This is a genomic window from Acinetobacter johnsonii ANC 3681 (assembly GCF_000368805.1).
GTDB lineage: Bacteria > Pseudomonadota > Gammaproteobacteria > Pseudomonadales > Moraxellaceae > Acinetobacter > Acinetobacter johnsonii.
Map to the genome: position 1 here is coordinate 1,255,853 of NZ_KB849705.1, position 26,396 is coordinate 1,282,248.

A 26,396-nucleotide genomic window follows, 5' to 3' on the forward strand; every position below is an offset into this window, starting at 1 on the left:
AAAGCTAGACCAAAGTCTAAAATTCAACCACCTACAAAACATCAACTTAAATTTCTGGATAAGCGCCCGTACCTTCAGGCCAAGGTGATAGTAACTCAAAACCTGTTTCAGTCACGAGTACCATATGCTCCCACTGCGCAGTTAAAGACTTATCTGCAGTCACGACTGTCCAACCATCCTTAAGTTCTTTGACATGCGCTTTGCCCATATTAATCATCGGTTCAATCGTGAACACCATGCCCGCTTTAAGCTGCATCCCCTTACCTGGTTGACCATAGTGCAATACGCTTGGCTGTTCGTGATAAACCTTGCCGATACCATGACCACAATACTCGCGTACCACACTATAACCTTCACGGTGCGCAACTGTTTGAATGGCATAACCAATATCACCAAGCGTTGCACCTTGCTTCACAGCATGAATACCTGCAACCATCGCCTCATAAGTCGTATCGACTAGCTTTTTGGCTTCTGGTTTCACTGTACCTACATAGTACATACGACTGGTATCACCAAAGTAGCCATCTTTAATAATTGCCACATCAATATTAATAATATCGCCATCTTTGAGTACAACATTCGGCGATGGAATACCGTGACAGACCACTTCATTTGGAGAAATACAAGTGGTTTTGGTATAGCCATGATAACCAATATTGGCAGGCGTCACTTTTAAGGTATTTACAATGAAGTCATGACAAATATCATCCAGATATTCAGTCGTAACACCCGGCTTTACATGTTCACCAATCATCGCTAAAACTTCGGCAGCCAAACGACCAGATATACGAAGTTTTTCTACATCTTGTTCAGTTTTTATGCTCACATTTAAGCCACGCATTGAAATATCCTCAATTATGAAGTCGCAAGTATAGACCTTTTCTCAATATTTTTGTTCAAACTTAAATCTTAGGATAGCCTCCAAACACCAGCCTTTAAAAAATTTGTGTAATTTTAAAGCATTTGCACTACAACTTTTAATTTAGGAAAAACAGTGTCTCAAGCTTTTCATATTTATAATTTTTCTATTTTAAAATGGATAATCAATCACATATATCAACCTATTTTTTACAAGTTGATATATTCACTTTTCATCTTATAAAAAAATTTAATACTACCCATGAAATAAATTAGCCAAAAAAACACATATGCACTAAAATCGTCCCCTTTGTTCAACTCGATCTCCCTTTTATGACAAGTCTGCGTACTCGGGATATTGTTGCTTTGGGTTTTATGACTTTCGCACTCTTCATTGGTGCGGGCAACATTATCTTTCCACCGATTGTGGCTCAACAAGCGGGTGAGCATGTATGGCTAGCAGCTTTTGGTTTCTTAATCACTGCTGTGGGCTTACCTGTAATCACCATTATTGCGCTGTCACGTGTCGAAGGTTCGATTCAAATTTTAAGTTCACCTTTGGGTAAAATAGCCAGCCTCATTTTAACCATTACGTGTTACCTAACTGTCGGGCCACTCTTTGCGACACCTCGTACTGCAACCGTTTCTTATGAAATTGGTTTTTCATCTTATCTTGGAACATCAAGCAGCAGCTTGCTGATCTACAGTGCAATCTACTTTAGTGTAGTCACCCTCATTTCACTGTATCCAAACAAGATTTTAGACACGGTTGGTTATGTACTCTCGCCACTGAAGATTTTATCTTTGGCCATCCTTGGCATTGCGGCGATGATGATTCCAACTGGTTTCGTTCCGCCGGCCATCAATAATTATGTCGACAGCCCTGTTTCTGAAGGTTTTGTAAATGGTTACTTAACCATGGACACTTTAGGTGCTTTAGTTTTTGGTATTGTGATTATTCAAGCCATTCGTTCACGCGGTGTCAGCAACCCTAAACTGATTACGCGTTATGCAGTTATTGCGAGTATCATTTCTGGTATTGGTTTAACTGTGGTTTACCTCAGCTTATTTAAACTTGGCCTTGGAAGCCATGAAGTCGCAGCAAATGCGAGCAATGGTGCAGTGATCCTGCATGCATATGTTCAACATGCATTTGGTGACTTAGGTTCTATCTTCCTTTCTGCCATGATTTTTATTGCTTGTATGGTCACTGCGATTGGCCTGACCTGTGCATGTGCTGAATATTTCAGTTCAATCACTAAAATTGGCTATAAAGTTTGGGTCTTCATTCTGATTGGTTTCTCTTTCATTATTTCAAACTTAGGTTTAACCAAACTTATCGCCTTTTCTGTGCCTGTTTTAAGTGCAATTTATCCACCTGCAATTGTGGTGATTATGCTGAGCTTTGGCTGGAAATTCTTTAATCATCCTCGCCGAGTGATTGCACCTGTTACAGCAGTGTCTTTGGTCTTTGGTCTTCTAGACGGTTTAAAAGTTGCGAACTTTGAACTGCCTTATGCGCTGACTCACTTACCTCTTGCAGAACAAAACCTTGCATGGCTTATCCCATCATTGGTGGTTTTTGTAATTGCTGTTGTAATCGACAAAGTGAAAAAGTAAGCAAAAACTGATGTTGTTAAAATCTGGTTTTACCCAAACCTGATTTTAAGCATGATCAATATTTGTCACATTTTATCCAAATGGACACATATTGTTTCATTTCTTTCTACATCAGTTTTTGTACATACTGACACATTTCATATACACCGCTAAAGTCGTATATCAACACCTTCATATCTCTTATAAATTTAATATTAGAAAATAAAAAATTCTTTAAAGCCTGTCCTAGCAAGCCATTCATGGCATCAATATTGCTTTATACAATCTATGTATAAGCTTACATACATCATTTATTTGTCATCTTATACCGTAACGAAATACTATTTATTCACTAAAAAAATGCTACATACATATTTTCTGATTGGTATAGCATAATTTCTCTGAAAAATAGTTGTTTTTGCTCTTGATCAACGCAAGTTTTAGCAGTACAACATTAAGAACTAATCCGACTAAACACATTGGTTTTTAGTCAAAAACTCAAGGAGGGATGGAGATGTTATCATTACATTTCAACAAGCAAGTCTTCATTAACGCTCTGAAGGCAAACAAGAATATGGTGACGTATTTAAGTACCACCATTGCCCTAATGGTCATTATGATCATGCATGGCTTAATTCAAGGTAACCTTAAAGCTGAATATTTTGCTTACGCTATCGTCGTATCATTTGCCTTTTATTTATGGGCAGTCGTCGATCAAAAATTCCGAAAGGCCACACAGTCAATTGACTAGCAAACAGGTGGATGATTAGTCATCCACCTTTGTAAAAGTATAAAAATTAAAAAGCTATAAGAACAACTTAAAATAAACCTAAAAACATTCCCCACAACAAACCCAACGTCGCTACAATTTCCCCCACAACCAATGCCATCATTGCCATCAGCATGATTGATTTGGGCAAAGTCCATTTGCCTAAAACATGCGGACTACGAAATTGGTTATTGGTGTCTTGCAATAGCCCATGCACAATATAGCTCAGTATAGAAAAGCTAAAAAAGAATAAATTAATTCCCACAAACAGCATATTCACAGGTTCAGGCCAGACTGAAATTGCGGCCATTACCGCAATAATTAAACTTGCAGGTGCATATAACAAACTGCTGCGGTGTGCGATATCAACATAATAGTGCGCGCGAAACTGCGGTGCATTGCGTATTTGTGCATATTTCCATACCCCTGTCAGCATCCCAACAAACAGAAAAATCCCACTAAACAAAAGTGCGAATTTTACCGACATATCTAATTCAACAAACTGCATGTGTTTTCCTTTTTTATTTTCACTCTATTCTATACAGATCTACTTGACTTCAAAGTCATAGATTAGACAAGTTTCTTTTTGGAACTTAGGTAGAGTAGAAAAAAATTCAATACTTAACCAATTATGCAAAATTACGAAACTTTAGCTATTACCTGCTCTGACCATTATTCACTCAGTGGACGCTTTTATGCAGCCCAAGGTACACAACAAGCCCTACCTGTTTTAATCTGCCCTGCCACAGGTATTACCCAGCAGTTTTACCACCATTTTGCATCATGGCTTGCAGAACAAGGCTATGCCGTTTTGGTTTTTGACTTTCGCGGTATTGGTGAGTCTCTGCATGAACCACTTAAAAAGTCGAAAGCCAGCATCGTGCAATGGGGGCAATTGGATATCCCAGCGGCGATGGAGGTGTTATTGAATAAGACCCAAGCAGAACAAGTGATCTTGCTCGGTCATAGTGCAGGTGGGCAACTTTTAGGTATTAACCCAAACTATGAAAAAGTCGCAAAAGTCGTTGCTGTTGCAGGATCAACAGGCCACGTAAAAGATTTGAAAGGTCGTACCAAATTGCTGGCTCCTGTGATGTTTAAACTAATCTTTCCTATTGCACGTTATACCTTAGGTTATGGACCGACCAATGCCATTGGCATGGGCGAAAACCTACCCAAAGACGTGGCACGCGATTGGGCACAGTTTTGCAGCAAACCTGGTTATGTAATTAATGCCTTAGGCAAAACAGTACAAGATGACTTCCACCATGATATTCGCTGTCCAATCACAGCTATTTGGTCCTCGGATGATGAAATTGCCACACAAGTGAATGTTAAAGGCTTACTCAGCCTTTACCCAAATGCACAAACAGATCAAATTGAACTCAAACCACAGGCTTATGGTCATAAAGTCATTGGACATATGGCGATGTTTAAGCGCTCCCATCAAAACTTATGGCCTGAAATTGCAGCACAGCTTTCATCTTAAGGCGGTACATATCAAGCCAAGCCTATCGCCAGTTCAAGCAGCACTTACTTGACTGGCTTTATTTTCACCGCAAAACTGCAGCTTTCAGATAAAAACCAACGCTATTGATAAATTTAATTTCATTAATCGATAAATAAATATTATATTTCCACCACGAATTTTTATTAAGTCATAGTTCATGTGATGACTATCGCATGTGCTAGAGATGGATGAATCATGTCTGCACAACAGCAACCCCAGCTTAAGCATGGGCTGAGCAACCGCCATATTCAGCTGATTGCTTTAGGCGGCTCTATTGGTACAGGCCTATTTTTAGGCATTTCGCAAACCATTAAACTGGCTGGCCCTTCCGTTATTTTAGGCTACGCACTGGCGGGCTTAATTGCATTTTTCATGATGCGCCAGTTGGGTGAAATGGTGGTTGAAGAACCAGTGAGTGGCTCTTTTAGTTATTTTGCCTATAAATTTTGGAGCCCTTTTGCCGGCTTTATGTCGGGCTGGAACTATTGGGTGCTCAATGTCTTGGTCTGCATGGCGGAACTCAGTGCCATCGGGCTCTATGTCCAGTATTGGTGGCCTGAAATTCCCACATGGATTTCAGCGCTTGGTTTCTTTGTACTGATCAATGCCATCAACCTGTTACATGTCAAAGTCTTTGGTGAAACAGAATTTTTATTCTCCATGATTAAAATTCTCGCAATCATTGGTATGATTGGATATGGCGCTTGGTTACTGGCAAGTGGTCACGGTGGTGCACATGCCTCTATTTCCAACCTCTGGGCTCTAGGCGGTTTCTTTCCCAATGGCATTTCTGGCTTAATCATGGCGATGGCCATCATTATGTTTTCCTTTGGCGGGATTGAACTCGTTGGTATTGCAGCTGCGGAAACTAAAAATCCGACCACGACTATTCCTAAAGCGGTCAATCAAATTGTCTATCGTGTGTTACTGTTTTACGTGCTTACGATCATTGTTCTGCTCTCATTGTTTCCATGGAATCAAATCGCAGAAGGCGGTAGTCCTTTTGTTTTGATTTTTGACTCCTTAGGCAGTCAAGGCGTTGCAACTGTGCTGAATTTTGTGGTCTTAACCGCAGCTATATCGGTGTATAATGGTACCAGCTATGGCACGAGTCGTATGCTGCTAGGTCTGGCAGAACAAGGTAATGCCCCACAGTTTTTAAAAAAGATTAACCAACGCGGCATTCCTTATGCAGCCATTTTATGCTCTGCATTGGTAACCTTACTGTGTGTCGTCTTGAATTATATCTTCCCAGAAAAAGCCTTTAAGCTGCTAATGAGCCTTGTGGTTTCTGCCATTGTGATTAACTGGATGATGTTGGCGTTGACCCATTTAAAATTCAAGCAACGTATGCTGGCATTGCAAAAATCAACCTTGTTTCCAACTTTGATTTACCCTATCAGCAACTATATCTGTATTGTATTTATGCTTGGTATTTTAGTGGTGATGTGGCTCACACCTGATATGCGAATTGCAGTGATGCTGATTCCACTTTGGATTGGCTGCTTAACCCTAACTTACTGGTTTAAACAAAGATCAAAAACGCAAAAAATACAATAAATAAGTAAGCAAACAGCGCCATTAAAAGGCACCCTTCCCTTTAAAGATGCTGTTTGCAGATCAAAGCCAATTTCCCAAATGACTTTGATTCAATCACTTTATTGTAGTCATGACTGATGCAGAGTGTTTCTCTTTTATTTGCTTATTTTGAGCATTTATTGAGAAATATTTTCACATAAAGTAGTTTATAAAGAAAATTATACGCAGGAATACGTTATGAATGACGCTCACTACGTTTTAGATAAAATTGACCGTCGTATTTTGTCTGAACTTCGCCAAGATGGCCGTCTGACCGTTACCCAGTTGGCTGAGAAAGTTGGGCTGTCCTCTTCTCCTTGCTGGACACGTGTAAAACGCCTAGAAAATCTCAATATTATTGAAGGCTATACAGCAAAGATTAATTCAAAAGCCATTGGGATTAATGAGCTGTTTTTTATTGAAATTACGCTTGAACGCCATGATGATGAAATCTTAGAACAATTTAGTGAAGCACTGGCTTACATGCCTGAAGTGGTTGAAGCACATTTAGTGACTGGCGATTACGACTACTTACTCAAAGTTGCAGTGAAAAATGCGGAACACTATGAACGCTTTTTGCGTAAAAATTTGTACTCAATGAAAGGTGTACGACATACACGCTCCATTTTTGCCTTACGCCCTTTGAAGCTCGAAAATAAATCAGACCTCATTATGATTGAGTGATTGCTGCAAATATTGTGTAAATGTGGTTTAATACACGCAGTATGAGATGAGCCTCTTACAGTATGTGCCTTATATGTGCATACGACTAGCCCCTAACCATGGGGCTTTTTAATGTCTATACGTTTTAGAATACTGATATTTTAGATAGTGAAAATCATTCCAATGCACAACCGTAACCAATAAAAAAGCACCCTAAAGTGCTTTTTTATTAACGATATCATCTCTAAAAATATTAACCCAAAATACCAATTGAGAGCTGAATCACAAAAGCATTCACAATATCGACAAAGAATGCGCCCGTCAGCGGAATGATCAAAAAGGCTTTATGGGATGGTCCATAGGTATTGGTTACCGCTTGAATATTGGCAATTGCTGTAGGTGTCGCACCTAAGTTGACACCACATTGGCCTGCACAAAGTACCGCAGCATCATAGTTCTTACCCATCACACGAAAAGTCACAAAGTACAAATAAAGTGCTAAGAACAGTGTTTGAACAATCAGGATAATCACTAGAGGGCCAGCCAAATCTGCCAACAACCAAAGCTGTAAGGACATCAACGCCATGGCTAAAAACAGTGCCAGTGAAGCATTGCCAAATACATCGATGCAGCGGTCAAAGACCTGAACTTTCAAACCATGCTCTAAAATATTACGTAAAACCACACCACACATTAGCGCCCAAACAAAACTTGGTAGCTCAAACCACTGCCCTTTAGCCGCCGCTGTCATGAAGTATGCAAAGCTGATGCAAATTGCAAACATCCCCATGGTTTTGACCGCATCATCTGCCGTAATCAGACGCGTTTTTTCAGGAAATTCAAATGGAGCCGTTTGTGCTGAGGGTGGCGCTTCATTACGCCCTGTTGCAGCTGGAATTTCTTCAGCCAGCTGGTAGCGACGTATCAGAAATTTAGCGATAGGCCCACCCATCATTCCACCAATGACCAAACCAAATGTTGCACTTGCCATACCCAGCACAATCGCACCATGCACACCATGTTCTTGTTCAAATATCGTGCCCCATGCACCTGCTGTCCCATGACCACCTGTGAGTGTGACCGAACCAGTAATTAAACCAATCAGCGGATCTAGACCTAAAACTGTGGCGAGGCTAATACCAACCACATTTTGCAGCAGGACAAATACAATAACGCAGACCAAAAATATAAGCAGCGACTTTCCTCCTTCTTTGAGCTTAACTAAGCTTGCACTTAACCCCACAGAAGTGAAAAACATCAGCATAAAAATTTGCTGAATATTGGTATCAAAGTTGACAGTTATGTTTGAACTTTTAAATAAGATATAAGTGATAACAGCTGCAACCAACCCACCCGCAACAGGTTCGGGAATGTTATATTTTTTTAAAATACTGACTTTATTCACAAATACATAACCGACCAATAGTACAGCAACTGCTGCAACAATGGTCATAAATGCATCGAATTGATAGTTCATGAGATATCCAATGATGCTTATTGCATTAATTCTAAAACAGATAAGTCAGTGATGAATAGATTAAAATTTCTCAATGTACAATTTCTATGCTTTAGATTACATGATGTTTTAAAACTGAGCTCAGTATTTTAAAACTACATAATCTTAAAAAACAAAAAAGATCCAATTGGGTCTTTTTGTTTTTATAGCAACGTAACTTTAAAATTAAAATTTATAATGAAAGCTTAATGTTGCATTTAATGGATCACCCCAAGCCATAGCATTTGGACCAATGCCTTCATAATACTTCTTATCAAAGATATTATTTACATTTGCTTGCATACTCATATTTTCATCAAATTTATAACCTAGCATCGCATTTGCAAGATACAAATCACCCCGATCAATTCGCGCAGCACCTGTACCGATATAAATTTTACTGTAGTAGTTTAAGCCTGCACCTGCATACCACGAATCATTCTTATATTTTACAAAAACATCAGCCGTGGTACGTGAGTTTGTAGGATTATAATCATCACCTTTCGCATCCTTAGCATCAAAATTGGCAACACCAAAGCTAAGCCCCCAGTTATCATTGATTTCACCATCAATATTTAACTCAACCCCTTTACTTGTTACACCCTCAGCAGCGAAATAAGCATTTTCTGCAGTATCAATTCCGTTGATATCTTTAACTTTTATTGCTTTTCCATTTGAATCATATAATTGCTCTACAACATTATCTTGTTCAATCCTAAAGATAGATAAGGCGGCATTTAGCTTTCCATCCAAATATTCACCTTTCAAACCCATTTCATAGCTTTTACCATCAATGGGATCAAGGTAATTGCCACTTACATCTTTTCTGTTTTGTGGTTTAAAAATACTGGTATAGCTCACGTACGCTGAATAATCTCGCGCAACGTCATAAATAAGGCCAAAGTAAGGTGTAATCTCATTTTTAAACTCTCTATTCCCTTTACCATCTGCTGCTTCGTATTCCCAATTTGAAACACGAACACCTGCAACGGCTTTTAAAGGATCTAAAATATGGAATTTACCTGAAATGTAACCTGCGGTTTGGACTGTATTATTGAGTACTCCTTTTTGATTTTTTTCTATAGGTACAACAATTTGGGTATTCATATCGTTAAAGTTTAATGCATCTACATTTAATACATTCCCCCCCGTATAATAAGAACCACCAAAGTTATTTTTCTTTAGTTCAGATTTATTCCATGCCCCTCCAACAACAATCTCTTGCTCACGGCCAGCAAGTATAAAAGGTGCTGCGATATAAACATCGACATTATTTTCATCGGTTCGTTGATCATCTGCATAAACAGAAACATTATACTTTTTGGTAGTCTCATCATAGACCGGAAGTTTATTTGTTTCTTTATTCACTTGCCCTGTTGTGTACAACAAGTTTGAAGATGAATCTTCTTGTCTGTATAAATATGAAACGTTTAAACTTACATCATTAAACAAAGTATGCTTTAAGTCAGCAAAAAGCATAGTCGTTTTTGCGTCCCAATACGTCCAGTCAGAACTGACTGTCAGTGATCGATCAAAATTAGTTCTAGTACCATCGGTATAAAATGCGGGTAAGCCTCCCCAACGCACTCCATCGCGATTCAACTCTTGATAAGATGCTGCGAAAGATAATAACGTTTTATCGCTAATATCATAATCAATTGCACCATAAACAATATTTCGCTCTTTCTCATAAAAATCCATAAATGAATCTTCATCAGAATGTTTTACGAAGACACGTCCACGAAGTGAACCATCACTATTTAAAGGTGCAGATAGATCTGCCGAGCTTGAATAACTATTCCATGAACCTGCCGATGCACTTACTGATCCAGCAAATTCCCTTGAATTTGCATACTTACGGATTAAATTAATACCCATTGCTGGGCTTCCCGCTCCAGTCATTAAACCATTAGCACCTTTTACGACTTCAACACGATCATAAATGCTTAAATCTAGGTCAGCTGCCACTAAGTTTGCAGTTGTTGGCTTTCCATCGATGAGGAAATAATCTACATCAAAACCACGTGCATAAGGTCGTTGACGTTCGTCCGTACGCGGAGTAGATACACCTGTAATATTACTCATCAAATCTTGGAAGGACTCAATGTTTCGGTCCTCTAAATATTCACGGGTATAGACTTTGACTGTTTGTGGCGTTTCACGCAGGGATAAATTTAACTTGGTTGCGGTATTTGTGCTACTCGTCGTATAGCTGCCTGTATTTTCGGTGACTGCTGTTTTATCTTGGGCTGTAAGAATAATGGTCGCCAACTGTGCATTTGGCTGAGACGTTGCATTCGCCTCATCCTCTTCTACCGTGTTTGCATGTGTCATAGACAGCATGGCAGTTGAAGACAGGAAAATAATTTGCATCGCCAAATAAAGTGGCTTTTGCGTAGACAGAGGACGTATAAACATATCAGGATATTCACAGCTAATGAGAAAAAATAAGACAATGAATTGATAATTTTAAAGTCCGCACGTGCCTACTATGCTTAAGTAAAACAAGTACCTTTGTAGCATCACAAGTACTAAGATTCGTAAAATCCTTTTCGAACATCTCAGTGGTTTGAGTCATTACATATCAATCCATTTCGAAAAATTATAAACAAAAAATAATATAAGTGATACTAATTATCATTAGCAAATACATCTTTAATTTAGATTTAAGGTATTTGTATTGCCGATATAAGTTCCTTTTCACAGAAAACTGAGTAAAAATAAACAATGGATATTTATAATGCTCTATTTTTCTATAATTATAAATATGACAACAAAAAAATAGACCAAATGTATTTTGGTCTATTTTTAACTCATGGTCTTGTCGACGACTTACTCGATGCCATAGACCCAGTTTTTGGCTTGTTGGTCTGTCGTAGTTTCACACACATAGTAGTCTTGATCCCACGCATCTTGATGGAAAATTTCCATTTTTCGATAAGTCACCTGTTTGCTATTTTCCACACAGACAAAGCTATCGCCTTGGTCTTTGACTTGAGTTCCATTGAGGAAACCACCAATACATAAAAAACGGGACTGTTTAGCCATTACTACATCAACTTTCTAAATCATTTTTCAATGTGGGGATTAAACGATTTATTCGTTGGAGTGTAAAGTAGAACCCACGAAACTCGTATAGGAACCAGTAAGTAAGACTACGCGAGGCTTTATCTAAAATATTAAATCAATTCAAAATTCCAATTAGTTAGTTTTATATTTAAGACCAACTTAATTTTGGAACATCAACAATTCCTAAGTTTGCTTTCGTTTTTATAGATAGCTTATTTAAATTTGTATAGATCCAATCTACAAACTGTTCACCTTCCATAATATTAATCTGATTTTCTTCAGCTAATAATTTCGACTGATCAGAAATATTTCCAGTTGTGACTACCCACTTATATGCATTTGAACTTGCCTCATCTTCATAAGCAATTAGTTGCTTAATCGCATGCGCACTAGTTTCACCATTATGGTGCTTTACCTGCACTAAAATATCTTTCAAAAATGGGTTATTATCGGAAGTCGCTTGAATATCAACATCCGCAATACCTTCCCCATTTTTCTTATCTAAAATATCGACCTGAGAATATCCTTCTATTTTTAATAATTCTCTTACCAACTCCTCTAAACCTCTTCCTCCTGCCTTTAATCTTGTATTACCTTTACACAATGCATTTAATAATTCTTTTTTAAATTCTCTTTCATAAAACTCTGCTTTTTCTTGATAACTATTATCTACTTCAAAATTACCATAACTATTTAAGTTCTGAATTAAATGTTCAATCTCTTCAGAGAATCGCGATAAATCTCCAATAGTTGTTCGGAGTTTTAATCTACTTTCTAAATTTTGTTTTAATGTTGATCTTGGAATACGAATAATTTTGTTCTCTTTTCTAAAAAACTCTACACGTATCTGGTTGGCTCCATGTCCATCAGTAAATGAAGATTCAAAAAGTTTTTCACCTAAGACTTTAGCTATAGCAATATTTTTACCTAAAGGAACAATAACAATATCGTCTTTTTTCAAATTAAAATAATTTTTAACTTGATTAGTCATTCGACCAATTGAACCATTTGTATCAATTATTGCTTTTATTAGAGAGTTTATATTGTTATGGCTTGCAAAATTTATTTGCTTCCAGCCATAGCCAATTTTATTATCATTTATTAATGCTTCTGGACTTCTTACCATTAAATATTTTTTCATTTTTCTCTACGCAAAAAATAAGGGCTGATTACTCAGCCCTTATTTTTAACTCATTTAACCTTAATTTTCAAAGCAAATCATAAATTTGCTCTTGCACTAGGGAAAAGCCTTTCGGCTTCTCTTAATCCTAGCTCATTAAGTCAATTGAGCAGCAGCAATTTTCTTCGTATCAACATTCGCAGCAGCGTCAGTATAGTCGCCCATTTTGTCGAAGCTTAAGTATTGGTAGATGTCAGCAGACATGCTATCAATTTGAGCTGCATACTGTTGGTATTCTTCTGGAGTTGGTAGTTTACCCAATACAGCAGCAACAGATGCAAGTTCAGCAGAAGCTAAGTAAACGTTCGCACCTTGACCTAAACGGTTCGGGAAGTTACGCGTAGAAGTCGATACACAAGTAGTGTTCGGCGCTACACGTGCTTGGTTACCCATACATAATGAACAACCCGGCATTTCAGTACGCGCGCCAGCTTTACCATAAGTATTGTAGAAACCTTCTTCCATCAATTGACGTTCGTCCATACGCGTAGGTGGAGCAATCCACAAACGAGTTGAAAGTACGCCACCAGGAACTTTCTCTAACAACTTACCAGTTGCACGGAAGTGACCGATGTTCGTCATACATGAACCAACGAATACTTCGTCAATTTTCACGCCTTGAACATCAGAAAGCAATTTCGCATCATCTGGGTCATTCGGGCAGCAAAGAACTGGTTCAGTAATTGTCGCAAGGTCAATTTCATACACTTTCGCGTATTCAGCGTCAGCATCAGCTTTAAGAAGTGATGGGTTCGCTAACCATTTTTCCATGTTCTCAACACGACGAGCCATAGTACGCGCATCGCCATAACCTTCAGAAATCATCCACTTCAACATAGTGATGTTTGATTTCAGGTATTCAGCAACTTTCTCTTCAGAAAGAGTGATAGAACAACCCGCAGCAGAACGTTCAGCAGATGCATCAGAAAGTTCGAATGCTTGCTCAACAGTAAGGTCTGTTTCCATTTCTGTTAAGTCGATCTCAAGGATACGACCAGAGAAGATGTTTTTCTTACCTTTCTTCTCTACAGTTAAGTCACCTTGCTGAATCGCAACGTAAGGAATGGCATGTACAAGGTCACGTAGTGTGATACCAGGTTGCATTTTACCTTTGAACTTAACAAGTACAGATTCAGGCATATCCAGCGGCATAACACCAGTCGCAGCAGCAAATGCTACAAGACCAGAACCCGCAGGGAATGAAATACCAATTGGGAAACGAGTATGTGAGTCACCACCAGTACCAACTGTATCTGGAAGAAGCATACGGTTTAACCAAGAGTGAATAATACCGTCACCTGGACGTAAAGACACACCGCCACGGTTCATGATGAAATCAGGAAGCGAGTGTTGCATTTGAACGTCAACTGGTTTTGGATACGCAGCGGTGTGACAGAAAGATTGCATAACAAGGTCAGCAGAGAAGCCTAGGCAAGCCAAGTCTTTCAATTCGTCACGTGTCATTGGACCAGTGGTATCTTGCGAACCAACAGTCGTCATCTTAGGTTCACAGTAAGTACCTGGAAGTACACCTTGACCTTCAGGAAGACCACATGCGCGACCAACCATTTTCTGTGCTTGAGTGAAACCTTTGCCAGTAGCAGCAGGTTGAACTGGAGTACGGAATAAAGTCGATGGAGCAAGACCAAGAGCTTCACGCGCTTTAGTTGTTAAACCACGACCAACGATTAAGTTGATACGACCACCCGCACGTACTTCGTCTAGAAGAACTGGAGTTTTAAGTTCAGCTTCAGCAATGACTGCGCCGTCTTTAGTTGCAGTAACTTTTGCAGCAGCATGATCAATGTTAAGAACGATTTCATCGCCCATGTTCATGTTTGCAACATCAATTTCGATTGGCAACGCGCCAGCATCTTCCATTGTGTTGAAGAAAATCGGAGCGATTTTAGAACCTAAGCAGTAACCACCGTCTTTTTTGTTCGGGATGTGAGCAATTTCGTCACCGAAGAACCAAAGTACAGAGTTAGTTGCTGATTTACGGCTTGAACCAGTACCAACAACGTCACCTACGTAAGCAACTTGGTTGCCTTTCGCGATCAAGTCTTTGATTTGGTTTAATGGACCAACTTCACCAGGAACTTCTGGGTTGATACCGTCACGTACGTTTTTCAACATTGCATTTGCGTGCAATGGAATGTCTGGGCGGCTCCATGCGTCTTGTGCAGGTGACAAGTCGTCAGTGTTGGTTTCGCCAGTGACTTTGAAAACAGTCAGTTTGATTTCAGTCGGAACATCTTTACGAGTCGTGAACCATTCAGCGTCAGCCCAAGATTGCATAACCGCTTGTGCATTCGCGTTACCCGCTTTTGCTTTGTCTGCAACGTCATGGAACGCATCAAATACAAGAAGCGTTTTCTTAAGTGCTTCAGCTGCTAATTCAGCAAGTGCAGCATCGTCAAGAAGAGCAACTAAAGGAGCAACGTTATAACCACCAAGCATAGTACCTAGTAAGTAAACCGCACGTTCTTTAGAAACTAATGGTGAAGTCGCTTCACCTTTTGCCAAAGCAGCTAAGAATGCAGCTTTAACATATGCAGCTTGGTCAACACCCGCTGGAACACGGTTTTCTAGTAAATCAACTAAAAATGCTTCTTCGCCAGCTGGTGGGTTTTTTAATAATTCAACTAATGCAGCTGTTTGAGCATCGTCAAGTGGCTTCGGTGGGACTCCGAGTGCGGCACGTTCTGCAACGTGTTGGCGGTAAGCTTCTAGCACGGTGTTATTCCTCTTTTTTAAAAAATTATTTACGTATTCCTGCTTTAAATAAAGCTACGTAAATAATATGGACTGCTTAATTTTACTAAAATTCCAGTTAAAAGTTAATGCGCTACAAGTGTTTCTTCGTGATGCCCATTATTTTCTAACTAAATGATGTTCATATCGATTGCACATAAAAACAGCAATATAGTCAGATCGTTTGGAATTGTTTCACATTAACTTTGAACTGCCATTTAAAAACAAAAAAGGCAACCTATGTTGCCTCTTTTTACGCAATATAAATATTCAACCTTAGTGTACGGTTGTCGCTTGAATATATTGTTTGAAACTTTCACGACAGCCTTCAAATTTCATCTGAATTTCATCCTCATGTAAATTTTGATGTGCAGAGCTTGCAAAAGAAATTTGTACTGAAATTCGTGTAGGTTCATGGTCAAGTGCGTGTTTGAAGTATACATGGTCACCCAAGCTAAGGACATAATGACCACCGCCAATTACGGCCACACCATTTTCATCTTCCAAGAGTAAATCAGCGTGATTTAAATAGCCAACAACTTCCATTTTCTGCTCCTCTCGTTTTTTATTCTATGTTCATTATTCTTTATTTTTATATGCTTTGCTATATATATGATTTAGAGTTTTGTCACAAAAAGTTCTATCCAAAAAATAAAAAAACCGTTCCTTAGAACGGTTTGTAATCTGGCATTTCGGTATGCGGTGTTGTGATACATTTTTCAGTATATTTCACACGAATTTTTTCACGCGCACCTTCAATATCGGACTTAATTTCAGCCTCAGGTAAAGCATAAACATCTTCAATAATTTCTAACGCAAATGCCTTGGTCATTTCGTCTTCAACTTTATTGGCATGCTCAATTGCTTTATCTTTTTCAATGGCATTTTGACGATCTAACATAATTGAACGTGCTGCATTACCAATACTTTTACAATAGCCATGCCATTGCTCTTCTGGTGTTAACGGTTTTTTTTCAGCACAACCCACCAGTGCAATCACAGCAGCCAAAGCGAATAACTTTTTCATTACAACTCTCCTATTCGCCCTATCATAATCAAACTTTTTCAAATGAAGAACCATTACCCACTTTAAATAGTATAAAAGCCCAAATTTGGGCTTTTATACTTGGAAAAATTAACCGCAGCTTGCTTGAACCACTTTATTGGTTTTCGTATCGACTGTTACTGTCACACGGTCTTCGCGATAATCCATAGTCACAGGCTGCCCCGGTTGTACTAAGCGTACCATCTTCGCACTGGTTTTTTGCTTAATCTGTGCTTCAGTTAAATTTGACTGACCAATCAAAGCTGTCGCTTGCTCAGCAACACATTTGCTTTGACTAGCACGGAAAAGCGCCCATTCTTCAATGACTTGACCATTCGGCAAATGGCAATAGCCTACTTCACCATTGGCCTCTTTTCGAATCTCTAATTTACCACCCTGTTCAACACAGTATGTACTGGCAGGATTAGCCATACCTAAAGTTGGCTTTTCAGTTTCATTCTTTTGCGCAGTACTACATCCCGAAATAGCAGCAACCATTAATCCAAGCATTACGATTTTTTTCATAAAAAATATTTCTTTAAATAAAAGATCAACATAGCAAATATGTTTGAAAAAAATTGTGAGAGTTTTGCAAAATTTAAGGTTTAATAAAAAAGCCCATCATTTGACGGACTTTTGTATGCTGAAAGGCTATATTTTCAGGTCATTTTTAATTGACTGAGTGAATATCAAGTTCTTCATTTTTCGTTAAAACTACAGATGCTAGAATTGGAGTACCTAAAATGAACGGCATAGCAAAGATCCAAAAGACCACGGTATAGTGCGGATCAAAGAAAAACTGAATAGCAAGCGCCACTAAAATTAAAACTGAAAATAAAATCACTGCAAAGCGTATTACAAAATTGATCGGCATAGGGATCATCACTCTAAATTTAGCAAGTCCATTTACTATACACCTACTTTCATTATGGTTTAATTGATTTTAAGTATCTAGTGTCTGTTATTCATAGGTTTTCTTCATCTATCAAATAAAGAATTTTATCAAATGACGAATTAAGCTTTTTTAACACCTAAAAATAAAGCCTACATGATGTAGGCTTTATTTAGCAGAAGAGCAGCTTTAGAACTTCCAGTTATAGAAGACATCGATGGCACGCTCTAATGACTGACTCGCTTCTAAGTACATACGTTTGTTCATTTGATAACGCAGAGTCAGTTTATTGACTGGTGTAAAGACACCCACGCCATAACGAATATATAAGTCAGGTGTAATATAACCCGTCAGACTGACTTGTGTGTCATCCCCAGTACCTTGCGCATCCAACGCCAAACCGCTTAGGCCAAAAGTACGTCCAATTTGGTTAGTAAAGGCGCGTGTCCCGCCTAAACCTAAGCTAATCCCTGCGGCAGCAATGGTGTTATTGACATCAGACTTAAAGCCTTCAGTTTGACTTAAACCGCTTGTGCCTTCGTTAATGCGGCCTGTAATTAACGCGTTCAAAGCTTCTTGCTCAGACAGCCCTGCATCGTTATAGACCTGAATATTTGGTGATGTTGCCGTACCCGTCACACGGAAACCCACCGTGCTGCCTTGTACATTTTTATTTGCATCAACATCCAGTGTTGGGTTGCTCAACACACCGTTAAAACGTGCAATGGCACGGTTTAAATCCAAACTCTGCCCATAGGCTTCAATTTTAACTTTCTGACTTACCCCAATTGCACCATTGGCACGCATTGCGGTTTCTGCACCACGCTGCGACAGATATAAACGTCCTAACAATGGAATACGACTATTAAACCCTTGGAAGACAACTTGATTACCTAGTCCAACCATCAGATCAGCACGAATGTCCCAAGGTTTTGCGCTATTTAAAATCGCCAATTGGTTTTGACCTTCTCTGACCACGCGTACATCAGACGATACGTTCACCACAGGTACAGATGCTTCAGGCATCGAAATAAGCGCACGAGGAACTTGAATTTCACCGTTTAAGGTTAATTTCTTACTCAACGGTAAAACATCCAGTGTGATTTTCGGCGTCACTAGCGCGGTAATTAATGGCGCTTGGCGAATCAGTAGATTTTCTCCATTCAACTGAAGCTGAATACGTGGATCATTTTTCCAATCTACCGTCCCTGTAAGTGTCCCCACACCACGACCACTGTTAAAAGCACCATTGATGGTGGCTTGGTCTTGGCGTATAGCGGAATACAGCTGAATATTGGTCAAATTGACTGGAAGTGAGATCATACTAATTGAACCATCTTTCAGACGGACATCGCCTGTAAGTAGTGGTGCTTTTAGCGTTCCATTAATTTTACCTGCATACGAAAGTGTTCCGCCCATCGAACGTACATCAGCAATGAAAGGTTTAAAGACTTTGAGTTGTATCTGATCAAATGCAATTTCACCGCGCATAGGCATATTGTCCCGATAAGGATCAATAACCACATTGGCATAGCCCACACCAATTTCAGGTGTTTTGACATCCAAACGGATTTGTAAACCTTCCGCGATGCTTTTGGCAACCAAAGCCACTTGTTCATATTTTAAGGTTGAGCCCATATCTTGTGGGTCATCCGCAGCCAAGCCAATCACGCCATCTCGGGTGACTAAACGCGCATCAATTTTTGGTTTAGACCCTTGTGCCCAAACCGCTTTAGCATGTCCATTTAACTTACCTGTAATCGCTAATCCTTCAGGCATAAAGGCAGCAAAGTCGTTTAGGTCGAGGTTTTGAGTCACGAATGAAATATTGCCACGTGTTTTACTGACACGAATCGGCTGGTCAAAACACAACTGACTTTGTTGACTCATCCAACAATGCGCACCAATCAACAAATCTGCTTTGGCACTGTTATAGACCACGGCTGCACTTTGGCGCTGTACCAAACGTGCACGCAAAGAGTCAAAATCACCTTTTTGGATTTGGCCTAACCAATCATTTTGCGCATTAAAACCACCTGCCAATTGCACATAAAATTTCGACTTTTCGTTTTGCGCAGAAACTTTTAATAAATGGGCTTTACGAATACCTGCCAGTGAAATTTCACCTTGTTGAATTTCACGATTACCACTTCTTAAGCTTTCCATTTTTGCAGTTAATAATGACGGTGTTGTTTCCGATGTCGGCAATTGCCCGACAATGCGTAATTTACGCATATCAATCAGATCTTTAAAGCCAAAATTATCCACTGCTAAGTTTGCCGTAGCTCTTAAACGTGGTTGAGATTGGATATTTAAATAGCCGTAGGCACGGCCACGTAAGCCCGCATAAATTTCATACAGAGCAGGTGCATTAATATTCAGTTTTAGATTTTGTGCATTACCCGTCGCTTGTACTTGGTTTTTGGCATACGCCAACAGTAGGTTATTCGCTTCAAACTGTTGCGGTAAAAAGCCCTTTTCGCTGGAGTTGAGCACCAAAGCTAAATTACCTGTGCCACGGACTGGCTTATTGTTCAGCGTACCCGCTAGGTTTAAGCTTTCAATGTTAATGCGTTTTAAAGCATCCGACCATGTACCTTTGGTTTTCACTACACCAGACAATTCGCCTTTAACACTAGACGCAAAATATTGAGGTTTAAAACGAATGAATGCTGCATTCACATCCCAAGTGATGCCGTGAATAAAATGCACCAAACCGCTGGCATTAATTTGGCCTGCCACACCATTATGTTTCAGCTCAGTCACTTTAATAAATTCAGGCGTTCCTGAAAGTTTTAGGTTCAACGTACCCTGACTGGCTTCAAACTGGCTGGCTTTTAAAGCGCCATCGTAGTTCACTGCATAGCCTTTGAAAGCACCACCAGCTTTTTCATCATTAAACAGGAGTGCCGCGGTTGACTGACCAGTTAAGTGAACCGTTTCATTATTGCCCACCAGTTTTCCAGTCAGATCAATGCCCTGTAGCTGAATGATCTGCTGATTCGGTTTGGCATAGCCACTTGCTTGTAGCTTTCCATTCAATAGATTAACCGGTGAAGCCTCTGCCACCATTTGCGGGTTAAAATCTTTCGCGTTTAAAGCGGCTTTCCACTTCAGTTGACGTTTCTCATCTGGTAGCTCAACCACCGCATTACCACTTAAGCTTCCCTTACCTGCTACATAACTAAAACTCGGCACATTTAAATTATTATTTTTAAAATTTAACTGTGCAAGGTAATTACCCGCAGGTAACGTCGCTTTTTCGTGTTGACTCACAACAGTTGCAACATGAATATCTTGCTGACCTTCAACCAACGCCAGTTTTACATCCCCTGAAGCACTACTTAACCAGCCGATATAAGGCACGGCACGGTCAATATTTTTCCAAGAGACATCCATCAACATTGGCTGGACTTTGTTATTTTTCTCTGGGTTTTGGTCTAGTGCGAGATGCCATGCTTCATAACGATCAAAGTCTAGATCTGCGGTTAAGTGTAAGCCTTTTTCAAGCGTGCCTTTAGATGCAATTTTTGCATCCAAACTCGGCGGTAGAAAGTCAGAAACCACTTGTGGCAGTACATCGTCTTTAGGATTGATTTTATCTAAACGACCTTGTACATCCCATGTGACATGGTCTTTCCAACTCACCACACCACCCAGATTGACCGCACCTTTCATCAACTGAGCATTTAAGTTATCAATATCAAGTTGATGAACCAAATCGGTATGCATCAAAGCGGTATATTGACCTTTTGGAATGTCTTTACCACTTAGATCTGTGTTTAAGTCAATATTTAAACGTTCGATATCACCTGAAAATTTAGCAACGCCTTTTTCAGCATAGAGTTTGTAATCGGTCAGGAGTGGTAAGTTGTAATGATTAAATTTAAGCTGACCTTGCATCGGTACATGCTTACGTACAGGGTGCAAAATGGCCCAACCCGTCAACAGGTCAGGCGTCCGCGTTGCAAAACCCGCTTGAATAGTATCCAATGTCCCTGTTGCGTGTACAGCAATATCATGCACATTTAAACTATCACGCAGTGCCGGTAAGTTGGCAATGGCGGTCGCTTCAAGTGGATATTTCCCTGAGAATTTCATTTTCCCAGTTGCATTACGAACTGCTAAATAGCCCATGTCCATGCGAGAGTCTTCAAACTCAAGTTCTGTCCCCGACCAGAGGGCATTATTTAAATGCACATCATAAAAATCTACTTGGGCATCGGATGCAGTCCGGATATTTAAATGATCAACATCTGCTGTATCTAAACGTAAAACAAAGGGTAATTTAATTTCGCTGAACTTAAAGGGTTCATCACTCGGTTCACCTTTGGTAATGATGCGCAAATTGCGCACATCAGCTTCACGTAGATGAATCTCTTTATCTAAGATGGCGCGCCAACCCAAACTTACATCAGCACGGTCAATTTTGACATCGACAGGCTTTAAGGTGACCACCACATTTTTAAGGATAATGCCTTTCCACAGATTACCGCCTTCATATTCATATTGAATAATCTGCTGACGTTGTAAAACTTGGTCGAGTAAGAACTTACTGCCTTTATCGGTAGAAAACATGACCGCAAGCGATATCACCAACAAGATGAGCGTCAACAACAGCGTCAACATGACACTTCTAAAAATACGTCGCTGTTTGACAAGCGGCGTAGGTGGTGTTGGTTCTTGCTGCTGTTCTACTTCAGCCATAGTCTTCCCAAAAAAGTGTTAAATTTTATAATAATGAGCCAATAAAGAAATGCACACGTATCGGATGACTATCATCAGAAATACCTGACGCTACATCAATCCGAATCGGGCCTATCGGTGATGCCCAGCGCACACCAAGACCGACACTGTATTCGGTGTCATTGCTAAAATCTGTATCATAAGCATTACCAAAGTCGCTGAATACTGCTGCACGCCAGCCTTCTTTAAACTGGTAATTGTATTCCATGGAGCCAACAGCTAAGGCCTGACCACCCACTTTAAAACCATCGACCACAGGTGACAAACTCTTATAATCAAAACCTCGGATACCTTGGTCTCCACCCGTGAAATAACGTAAGTTATAAGGAACTTTATTAAAGTCTTCAGTAAAGATATAACCGAGATCGCCACGTCCAACAAACTGGTGGTTGTCATTTTCACCCAATGAATAGATAAAGCGCCAACCCGCATTTACGATGGCCATATCTGCATCTGAAAGTAGGCTTTCGCTTCCAAGTTCAATTTTATAAGTTTGTTTAATTCCCTTACTTGGGTTTACACGTTTATCACTGTCAATTCTAGAAATTTCATAACCCAATAAAAGCGACTCTTGCTCGGGGTCATTATTTGCAATAAATGCATCAGGCAAATCATCTACTTTCGCTGAACCCTTTTGCGTCAATCGATCTAAACGGTAACGTACACCATAAGTATGTTGCCAATTTCCCATCGGGTTTTTAATAACACGGTCAGCCCCGGCAACAGCAGACTCAGTGAGTAAGTTTACGCCTTGTCCGATGTCATCTCGTTCTTCACGCTCATACCCCCCCACGAGACTGATATAATCATTTAGTGGATGTTTATAAGGAATATTATAACGACCATCGATAGATTGACGAATTTCTGAAAGTTCTAAGTTGGCATCAAAAGAGTGTCCACGCTGGTTCACAATCGCACGGCGATACTGTGTACGTAAACGAGCACCAGAATCACTACCATAACCTGCCCCGACTTCTACACTATTTAACTGGTCTGCATTTAAAGTAACTTTAACAGGAATTACTTTTGTTTCCCGAGCTTCAAGTTTTAAACGCTCTTCTTCACTTTGTTTGGTTTCTTGTGCGGTGCGAAGCGCTGCTTGTGCTTTATTCTGCTCGGCATCATTGACACCGGCAAACTGTGCTTCACTGACCACAGACTGTGTCACTTCACGATTCGAAGCAACCTCCTTTTTCTCTTGAACCAAAACATCCTGATGAGAAAGTTGTTGGTCATCGACCAACTGCTGTAAATCAGGCGGTAACTCACGGATTCCTTCAACTGGATCAGGACGAACTGCATCTACCAAGCTGTAGTTAAAATAACGTGAGTTGGTCAAATTATTAGCCAAACCATTAACACGCCAAAAAGTATAGTCCGCGCCAGGCTCCCAAGTCACTAAACTTTGCAAAACATCTAAATCAATAGGCAGTGGTTTGCTTGGGTCACTCATCACAAACTCAACACCGCCGAGTTTATAACGTTGACCTGTTTCATAACGTAAGTTAATGTCTGCGGTATTTTGCGGCTGTTCAACTTTCACATCATGTAAGCGCCAGTAACTATCAAAGAAACCGTTATTGCTGGCCGCTTCATTAATTCGTGCTTTCGTCGACTCGTATAAGCCGTGGTGCAATACATCACCAACGTCTTGTTCAGGTAAGACTTTAATCACTTGGAACTGCGGTAAGTACTGACCTGCGCCACTAAACTCGATGTTTTGTTCTTCAATCCGCACAGGGGTATTCGGTACCACCTGAATACGCACACGGTTACTGCTGTTTTTTTCAAACTTAAATTCAGCATTATAAAAACCGACAGCTTGTGCGGCTTGGTTTGAAAGTGAACGCAACTGTGGCAATGCCGAAGGAAAGTCTTCAAAAGACTCTTCGGTAAAGCTAGAAACTTTGCCTTTGATATTTTCTTTTAAATTAACCAAAGCGGCCTGATACGCTTTATTGGATATTTCACCTTCATATTTCGCATTGATGATTTCGACATCCGCACTGATCCGCGGCACCTTTGCAGTATCCAGTTCTCTTGGTGGTCGAATTTTATAAAGCATGCGTTTAAAGAAATTAGGTTCTTTGGCAATTTGCTCTTCAGCACTCATGCCAAAATCTAAAGTATTGCCTTCCGTGTTGGCTTCTACTGAAATTTTACTGTCTGCTTGAATGCTTTGCATCAGTTGATCAACATTGACCGGAGCTTGATTAATTTCCGCCATTTCCTGCTGAGTTGCATCACTCACCACCAACTCGGTCGTTTGACCACTTCGGTAAGCTTGAGCTTCTGCTTTCGCTTGCTCAGCCACCTGATAAATATCATTGGCCATACCTTGATCAACTTGCACAGTTGGCAAGTCTTCAAGATCTTCAAACTCAATCGGTGCAAATTCAGGTAAATTTTTTAAAGCCGTCTGCTGCTGTTGCAACATTTGCATACTGTCTGGAACCGTGGGCTGAACTACAGAATTTTCAACTTTTTTTAATTCGTCCGCACTGCTCATACCTTGGCGAATTGCTTCTTTTTTAATGTCTTCAGTGAATTGAGTAGAAGTTTGTGGCTCAACTTGTGCGTTATTGGGTTCAATCGCAACGGGTGTTTCAGCCAAAGCCGCTTGTGACAAAAGCGTTAAAAAGATACTCAGACACAAATATTTATTGTTATGATGCCACGGTATGAAAGAATTCATACTCAATGAAAGAGTCGACTTTTTAAATTGTGTTTTGGCAAGCATAAAAAACTCTAAATTTATTTAATCGTTATGGATTTGCTCTAATGAATTGTCACAAAAGAACTGAAATCTATTGATTATTTTACCCAATTTCAGGTTTTAAATATCTTACATGATTTTATTGAACGTTTGAGCAATTAGTCACATTTCTTAATAAAACTTAATGCAGTGCAAAAAGCATGAAAAACAATGAACATCTATTAAGTACCCGTCGTTTTCTTCCCATGTTTATTACCCAATTTTTTGGTGCTTTAAACGACAATGTCTATAAACAAGCTTTGCTTTTAGTCATTACTTATGGATGGATTAATCAACAAGCCGCGGATGTCAGTACCTTAAATAATTTAGCCGCGCTGTTATTTATTTTGCCTTACTTCATTTTTTCTGCAACCGCAGGACAAATTGCCGATAAGTTTGAGCGCTCACAACTTATTCGTGGCATCAAAGTTCTAGAAATTGTGATTATGCTCATCGGTTCCGCGGGTTTCTTATTGGGCAATTTATGGCTGCTGCTCTTGGCTCTATTTATGATGGGCACACACTCCACCTTCTTTGGCCCCATTAAATACGCCATTTTACCTGAGATTCTAAAACCGAATGAACTCATGTCGGGCAATGCGCTATTTCAGTCGGGCACCTCGATTGCTATTTTAATTGGGATGATTTTTGGTGGCGCAGTTATTTCGGTTTCTCAAGGCAATCTTATTTGGATCAGCCTCACTGTCGTCATCATTGCCGTTTTGGGTTATCTATCCAGTCGATTTATTTCAAAACAGCCAGTCAGCTCACCTGACTTAAAAATTGACTGGAATTTCTTTAGAACCAGTTTTCAAACACTCAAATATGCCAAAAGCCTCCCCCTCATCTTTATGATTTTACTGGGGAATTCGTGGTATTGGTTTTACGGCGCAACCTATCTCACCCAAATTCCACAGTTGACTCAACAAAATTTACATGCATCAGAAAATGTCGTCAGTCTTTTACTCACGTTCTTTTCTGTCGGGATTGGAGTCGGCTCCCTGCTGTGTCGTAGAATTGGTGGCTCTGAAGTGAATATTAAAATGGTGCCAATCGGTGCGATTGGGCTCACCCTATTTGCCTTTTACTTGGCTTTGAGTCTGGCTTTTGTACCTGAGCGTACAGGCGCAATGATGAATGTCGCGGATATGTTTAACCACGGTGCAATTTATTACCATGTCATGCTTGCGGTGACCTTACTCGGCATCAGTGGCGGTTTTTATATTGTGCCGCTATACGCCATGATGCAAGCCTATTCACCGCGTTCACATCGTGCACGTGTTGTTGCCGCAAACAACATATTAAATGCGGTGTTTATGGTGTCTTCTGCTATATTTTCGATTATCATTTTAAGTGTTTTAAAGATTGATATTAAAATACTTTTCAGCATTACTGCTGTATTGAGTGCGGGCTTTACGCTGTGGTTGTTATATCGACTCAAACCCATGCTAAAAACTGTACAACCTGAGTTAGAGGACTAAAG

General features: G+C 39.8%; 19 protein-coding genes. 6 read left to right on the forward strand and 13 right to left on the reverse strand.

Annotation, left to right across the window (positions count from 1 at the left end; genetic code table 11):
- Positions 1-46: 46 nt before the first annotated feature.
- A complete protein-coding gene (gene map, locus F946_RS10235) occupies positions 47-841 on the reverse strand; it encodes a type I methionyl aminopeptidase (RefSeq protein WP_004981951.1) in 795 nt (264 codons plus the stop codon).
- A 350-nt stretch (positions 842-1,191) separates the two neighbouring features.
- Here map and brnQ point away from each other — a divergent pair, with 350 nt between their 5' ends.
- Both brnQ and F946_RS10245 read left to right on the forward strand, forming a co-directional pair.
- Positions 1,192-2,478 carry a branched-chain amino acid transport system II carrier protein gene (gene brnQ, locus F946_RS10240; protein WP_004981952.1) on the forward strand — a complete coding sequence of 429 codons (1,287 nt, stop codon included), beginning with the start codon at positions 1,192-1,194 and terminating at the stop codon, positions 2,476-2,478.
- Positions 2,479-2,971: 493 nt separating this feature from the next.
- Positions 2,972-3,208, forward strand: a complete 237-nt coding sequence (locus F946_RS10245; RefSeq protein ID WP_004696541.1) for a hypothetical protein — start codon at positions 2,972-2,974, stop codon at positions 3,206-3,208.
- A gap of 67 nt (positions 3,209-3,275) precedes the next feature.
- Here the strand turns inward: F946_RS10245 and F946_RS10250 are convergent, their stop codons facing one another.
- The gene (locus F946_RS10250; RefSeq protein ID WP_004981953.1) at positions 3,276-3,734 is read right to left on the reverse strand and encodes a hypothetical protein; all 459 of its coding nucleotides are present in this window, start codon (positions 3,732-3,734) and stop codon (positions 3,276-3,278) included.
- A gap of 123 nt (positions 3,735-3,857) precedes the next feature.
- Between F946_RS10250 and F946_RS10255 the strand changes: the two genes are divergently transcribed.
- The 3 genes from F946_RS10255 (at position 3,858) to F946_RS10265 (ending at position 6,998) form a co-directional block, all read left to right on the forward strand.
- Positions 3,858-4,715, forward strand: coding sequence for an alpha/beta hydrolase family protein (locus F946_RS10255; RefSeq protein WP_004981954.1), 858 nt, complete (start codon positions 3,858-3,860; stop codon positions 4,713-4,715).
- 216 nt (positions 4,716-4,931) lie between these two features.
- A complete protein-coding gene (locus tag F946_RS10260) occupies positions 4,932-6,296 on the forward strand; it encodes an amino acid permease (protein WP_004981955.1) in 1,365 nt (454 codons plus the stop codon).
- 216 nt (positions 6,297-6,512) lie between these two features.
- Positions 6,513-6,998 carry an Lrp/AsnC family transcriptional regulator gene (locus tag F946_RS10265; protein ID WP_004696532.1) on the forward strand — a complete coding sequence of 162 codons (486 nt, stop codon included), beginning with the start codon at positions 6,513-6,515 and terminating at the stop codon, positions 6,996-6,998.
- Positions 6,999-7,230: 232 nt separating this feature from the next.
- On the opposite strand, the gene gltS is transcribed toward F946_RS10265, so the two are convergent.
- The 11 genes from gltS to F946_RS10320 all read right to left on the reverse strand — a co-directional run bounded on the left by gltS (position 7,231) and on the right by F946_RS10320 (position 24,898).
- Positions 7,231-8,454, reverse strand: a complete 1,224-nt coding sequence (gene gltS, locus F946_RS10270; protein WP_004981956.1) for a sodium/glutamate symporter — start codon at positions 8,452-8,454, stop codon at positions 7,231-7,233.
- A gap of 204 nt (positions 8,455-8,658) precedes the next feature.
- On the reverse strand, positions 8,659-10,890 hold the full coding sequence (locus tag F946_RS10275) for a TonB-dependent siderophore receptor (protein WP_004981957.1): 2,232 nt from the start codon (positions 10,888-10,890) through the stop codon (positions 8,659-8,661).
- 414 nt (positions 10,891-11,304) lie between these two features.
- On the reverse strand, positions 11,305-11,520 hold the full coding sequence (locus F946_RS10280; RefSeq protein WP_004981958.1) for a hypothetical protein: 216 nt from the start codon (positions 11,518-11,520) through the stop codon (positions 11,305-11,307).
- Between the two features lie 169 nt (positions 11,521-11,689).
- On the reverse strand, positions 11,690-12,682 hold the full coding sequence (locus F946_RS10285) for a restriction endonuclease (protein WP_004981960.1): 993 nt from the start codon (positions 12,680-12,682) through the stop codon (positions 11,690-11,692).
- Between the two features lie 135 nt (positions 12,683-12,817).
- Positions 12,818-15,457, reverse strand: coding sequence for a bifunctional aconitate hydratase 2/2-methylisocitrate dehydratase (locus F946_RS10290; protein ID WP_004981961.1), 2,640 nt, complete (start codon positions 15,455-15,457; stop codon positions 12,818-12,820).
- A gap of 294 nt (positions 15,458-15,751) precedes the next feature.
- The gene (locus F946_RS10295; protein ID WP_004696516.1) at positions 15,752-16,021 is read right to left on the reverse strand and encodes a hypothetical protein; all 270 of its coding nucleotides are present in this window, start codon (positions 16,019-16,021) and stop codon (positions 15,752-15,754) included.
- Positions 16,022-16,142: 121 nt separating this feature from the next.
- Positions 16,143-16,502: a hypothetical protein gene (locus tag F946_RS10300; RefSeq protein ID WP_004981963.1), complete on the reverse strand. Its 360-nt coding sequence runs from the start codon at positions 16,500-16,502 to the stop codon at positions 16,143-16,145.
- A 108-nt stretch (positions 16,503-16,610) separates the two neighbouring features.
- Complete coding sequence (locus F946_RS10305; RefSeq protein WP_004981965.1) at positions 16,611-17,045, reverse strand: I78 family peptidase inhibitor; 435 nt, start codon at positions 17,043-17,045, stop codon at positions 16,611-16,613.
- 145 nt (positions 17,046-17,190) lie between these two features.
- Positions 17,191-17,394, reverse strand: coding sequence for a hypothetical protein (locus tag F946_RS10310; RefSeq protein WP_004981968.1), 204 nt, complete (start codon positions 17,392-17,394; stop codon positions 17,191-17,193).
- A 207-nt stretch (positions 17,395-17,601) separates the two neighbouring features.
- A complete protein-coding gene (locus F946_RS10315; protein WP_004981970.1) occupies positions 17,602-22,119 on the reverse strand; it encodes a translocation/assembly module TamB domain-containing protein in 4,518 nt (1,505 codons plus the stop codon).
- 25 nt (positions 22,120-22,144) lie between these two features.
- The gene (locus F946_RS10320) at positions 22,145-24,898 is read right to left on the reverse strand and encodes an autotransporter assembly complex protein TamA (RefSeq protein ID WP_004981972.1); all 2,754 of its coding nucleotides are present in this window, start codon (positions 24,896-24,898) and stop codon (positions 22,145-22,147) included.
- A 176-nt stretch (positions 24,899-25,074) separates the two neighbouring features.
- Between F946_RS10320 and F946_RS10325 the strand changes: the two genes are divergently transcribed.
- On the forward strand, positions 25,075-26,394 hold the full coding sequence (locus tag F946_RS10325; RefSeq protein WP_004981974.1) for an MFS transporter: 1,320 nt from the start codon (positions 25,075-25,077) through the stop codon (positions 26,392-26,394).
- Positions 26,395-26,396: the final 2 nt, after the last annotated feature.

Coding starts and splice junctions, on each gene's coding strand:
- map (WP_004981951.1), bottom strand. CDS start 841: ATGCGTGGCTTAAATGTGAGCATAAAAACTGAACAAGATGTAGAAAAA.
- brnQ (WP_004981952.1), top strand. CDS start 1,192: ATGACAAGTCTGCGTACTCGGGATATTGTTGCTTTGGGTTTTATGACT.
- F946_RS10245 (WP_004696541.1), top strand. CDS start 2,972: ATGTTATCATTACATTTCAACAAGCAAGTCTTCATTAACGCTCTGAAG.
- F946_RS10250 (WP_004981953.1), bottom strand. CDS start 3,734: ATGCAGTTTGTTGAATTAGATATGTCGGTAAAATTCGCACTTTTGTTT.
- F946_RS10255 (WP_004981954.1), top strand. CDS start 3,858: ATGCAAAATTACGAAACTTTAGCTATTACCTGCTCTGACCATTATTCA.
- F946_RS10260 (WP_004981955.1), top strand. CDS start 4,932: ATGTCTGCACAACAGCAACCCCAGCTTAAGCATGGGCTGAGCAACCGC.
- F946_RS10265 (WP_004696532.1), top strand. CDS start 6,513: ATGAATGACGCTCACTACGTTTTAGATAAAATTGACCGTCGTATTTTG.
- gltS (WP_004981956.1), bottom strand. CDS start 8,454: ATGAACTATCAATTCGATGCATTTATGACCATTGTTGCAGCAGTTGCT.
- F946_RS10275 (WP_004981957.1), bottom strand. CDS start 10,890: ATGTTTATACGTCCTCTGTCTACGCAAAAGCCACTTTATTTGGCGATG.
- F946_RS10280 (WP_004981958.1), bottom strand. CDS start 11,520: ATGGCTAAACAGTCCCGTTTTTTATGTATTGGTGGTTTCCTCAATGGA.
- F946_RS10285 (WP_004981960.1), bottom strand. CDS start 12,682: ATGAAAAAATATTTAATGGTAAGAAGTCCAGAAGCATTAATAAATGAT.
- F946_RS10295 (WP_004696516.1), bottom strand. CDS start 16,021: ATGGAAGTTGTTGGCTATTTAAATCACGCTGATTTACTCTTGGAAGAT.
- F946_RS10300 (WP_004981963.1), bottom strand. CDS start 16,502: ATGAAAAAGTTATTCGCTTTGGCTGCTGTGATTGCACTGGTGGGTTGT.
- F946_RS10305 (WP_004981965.1), bottom strand. CDS start 17,045: ATGAAAAAAATCGTAATGCTTGGATTAATGGTTGCTGCTATTTCGGGA.
- F946_RS10310 (WP_004981968.1), bottom strand. CDS start 17,394: ATGCCGATCAATTTTGTAATACGCTTTGCAGTGATTTTATTTTCAGTT.
- F946_RS10315 (WP_004981970.1), bottom strand. CDS start 22,119: ATGGCTGAAGTAGAACAGCAGCAAGAACCAACACCACCTACGCCGCTT.
- F946_RS10320 (WP_004981972.1), bottom strand. CDS start 24,898: ATGCTTGCCAAAACACAATTTAAAAAGTCGACTCTTTCATTGAGTATG.
- F946_RS10325 (WP_004981974.1), top strand. CDS start 25,075: ATGAAAAACAATGAACATCTATTAAGTACCCGTCGTTTTCTTCCCATG.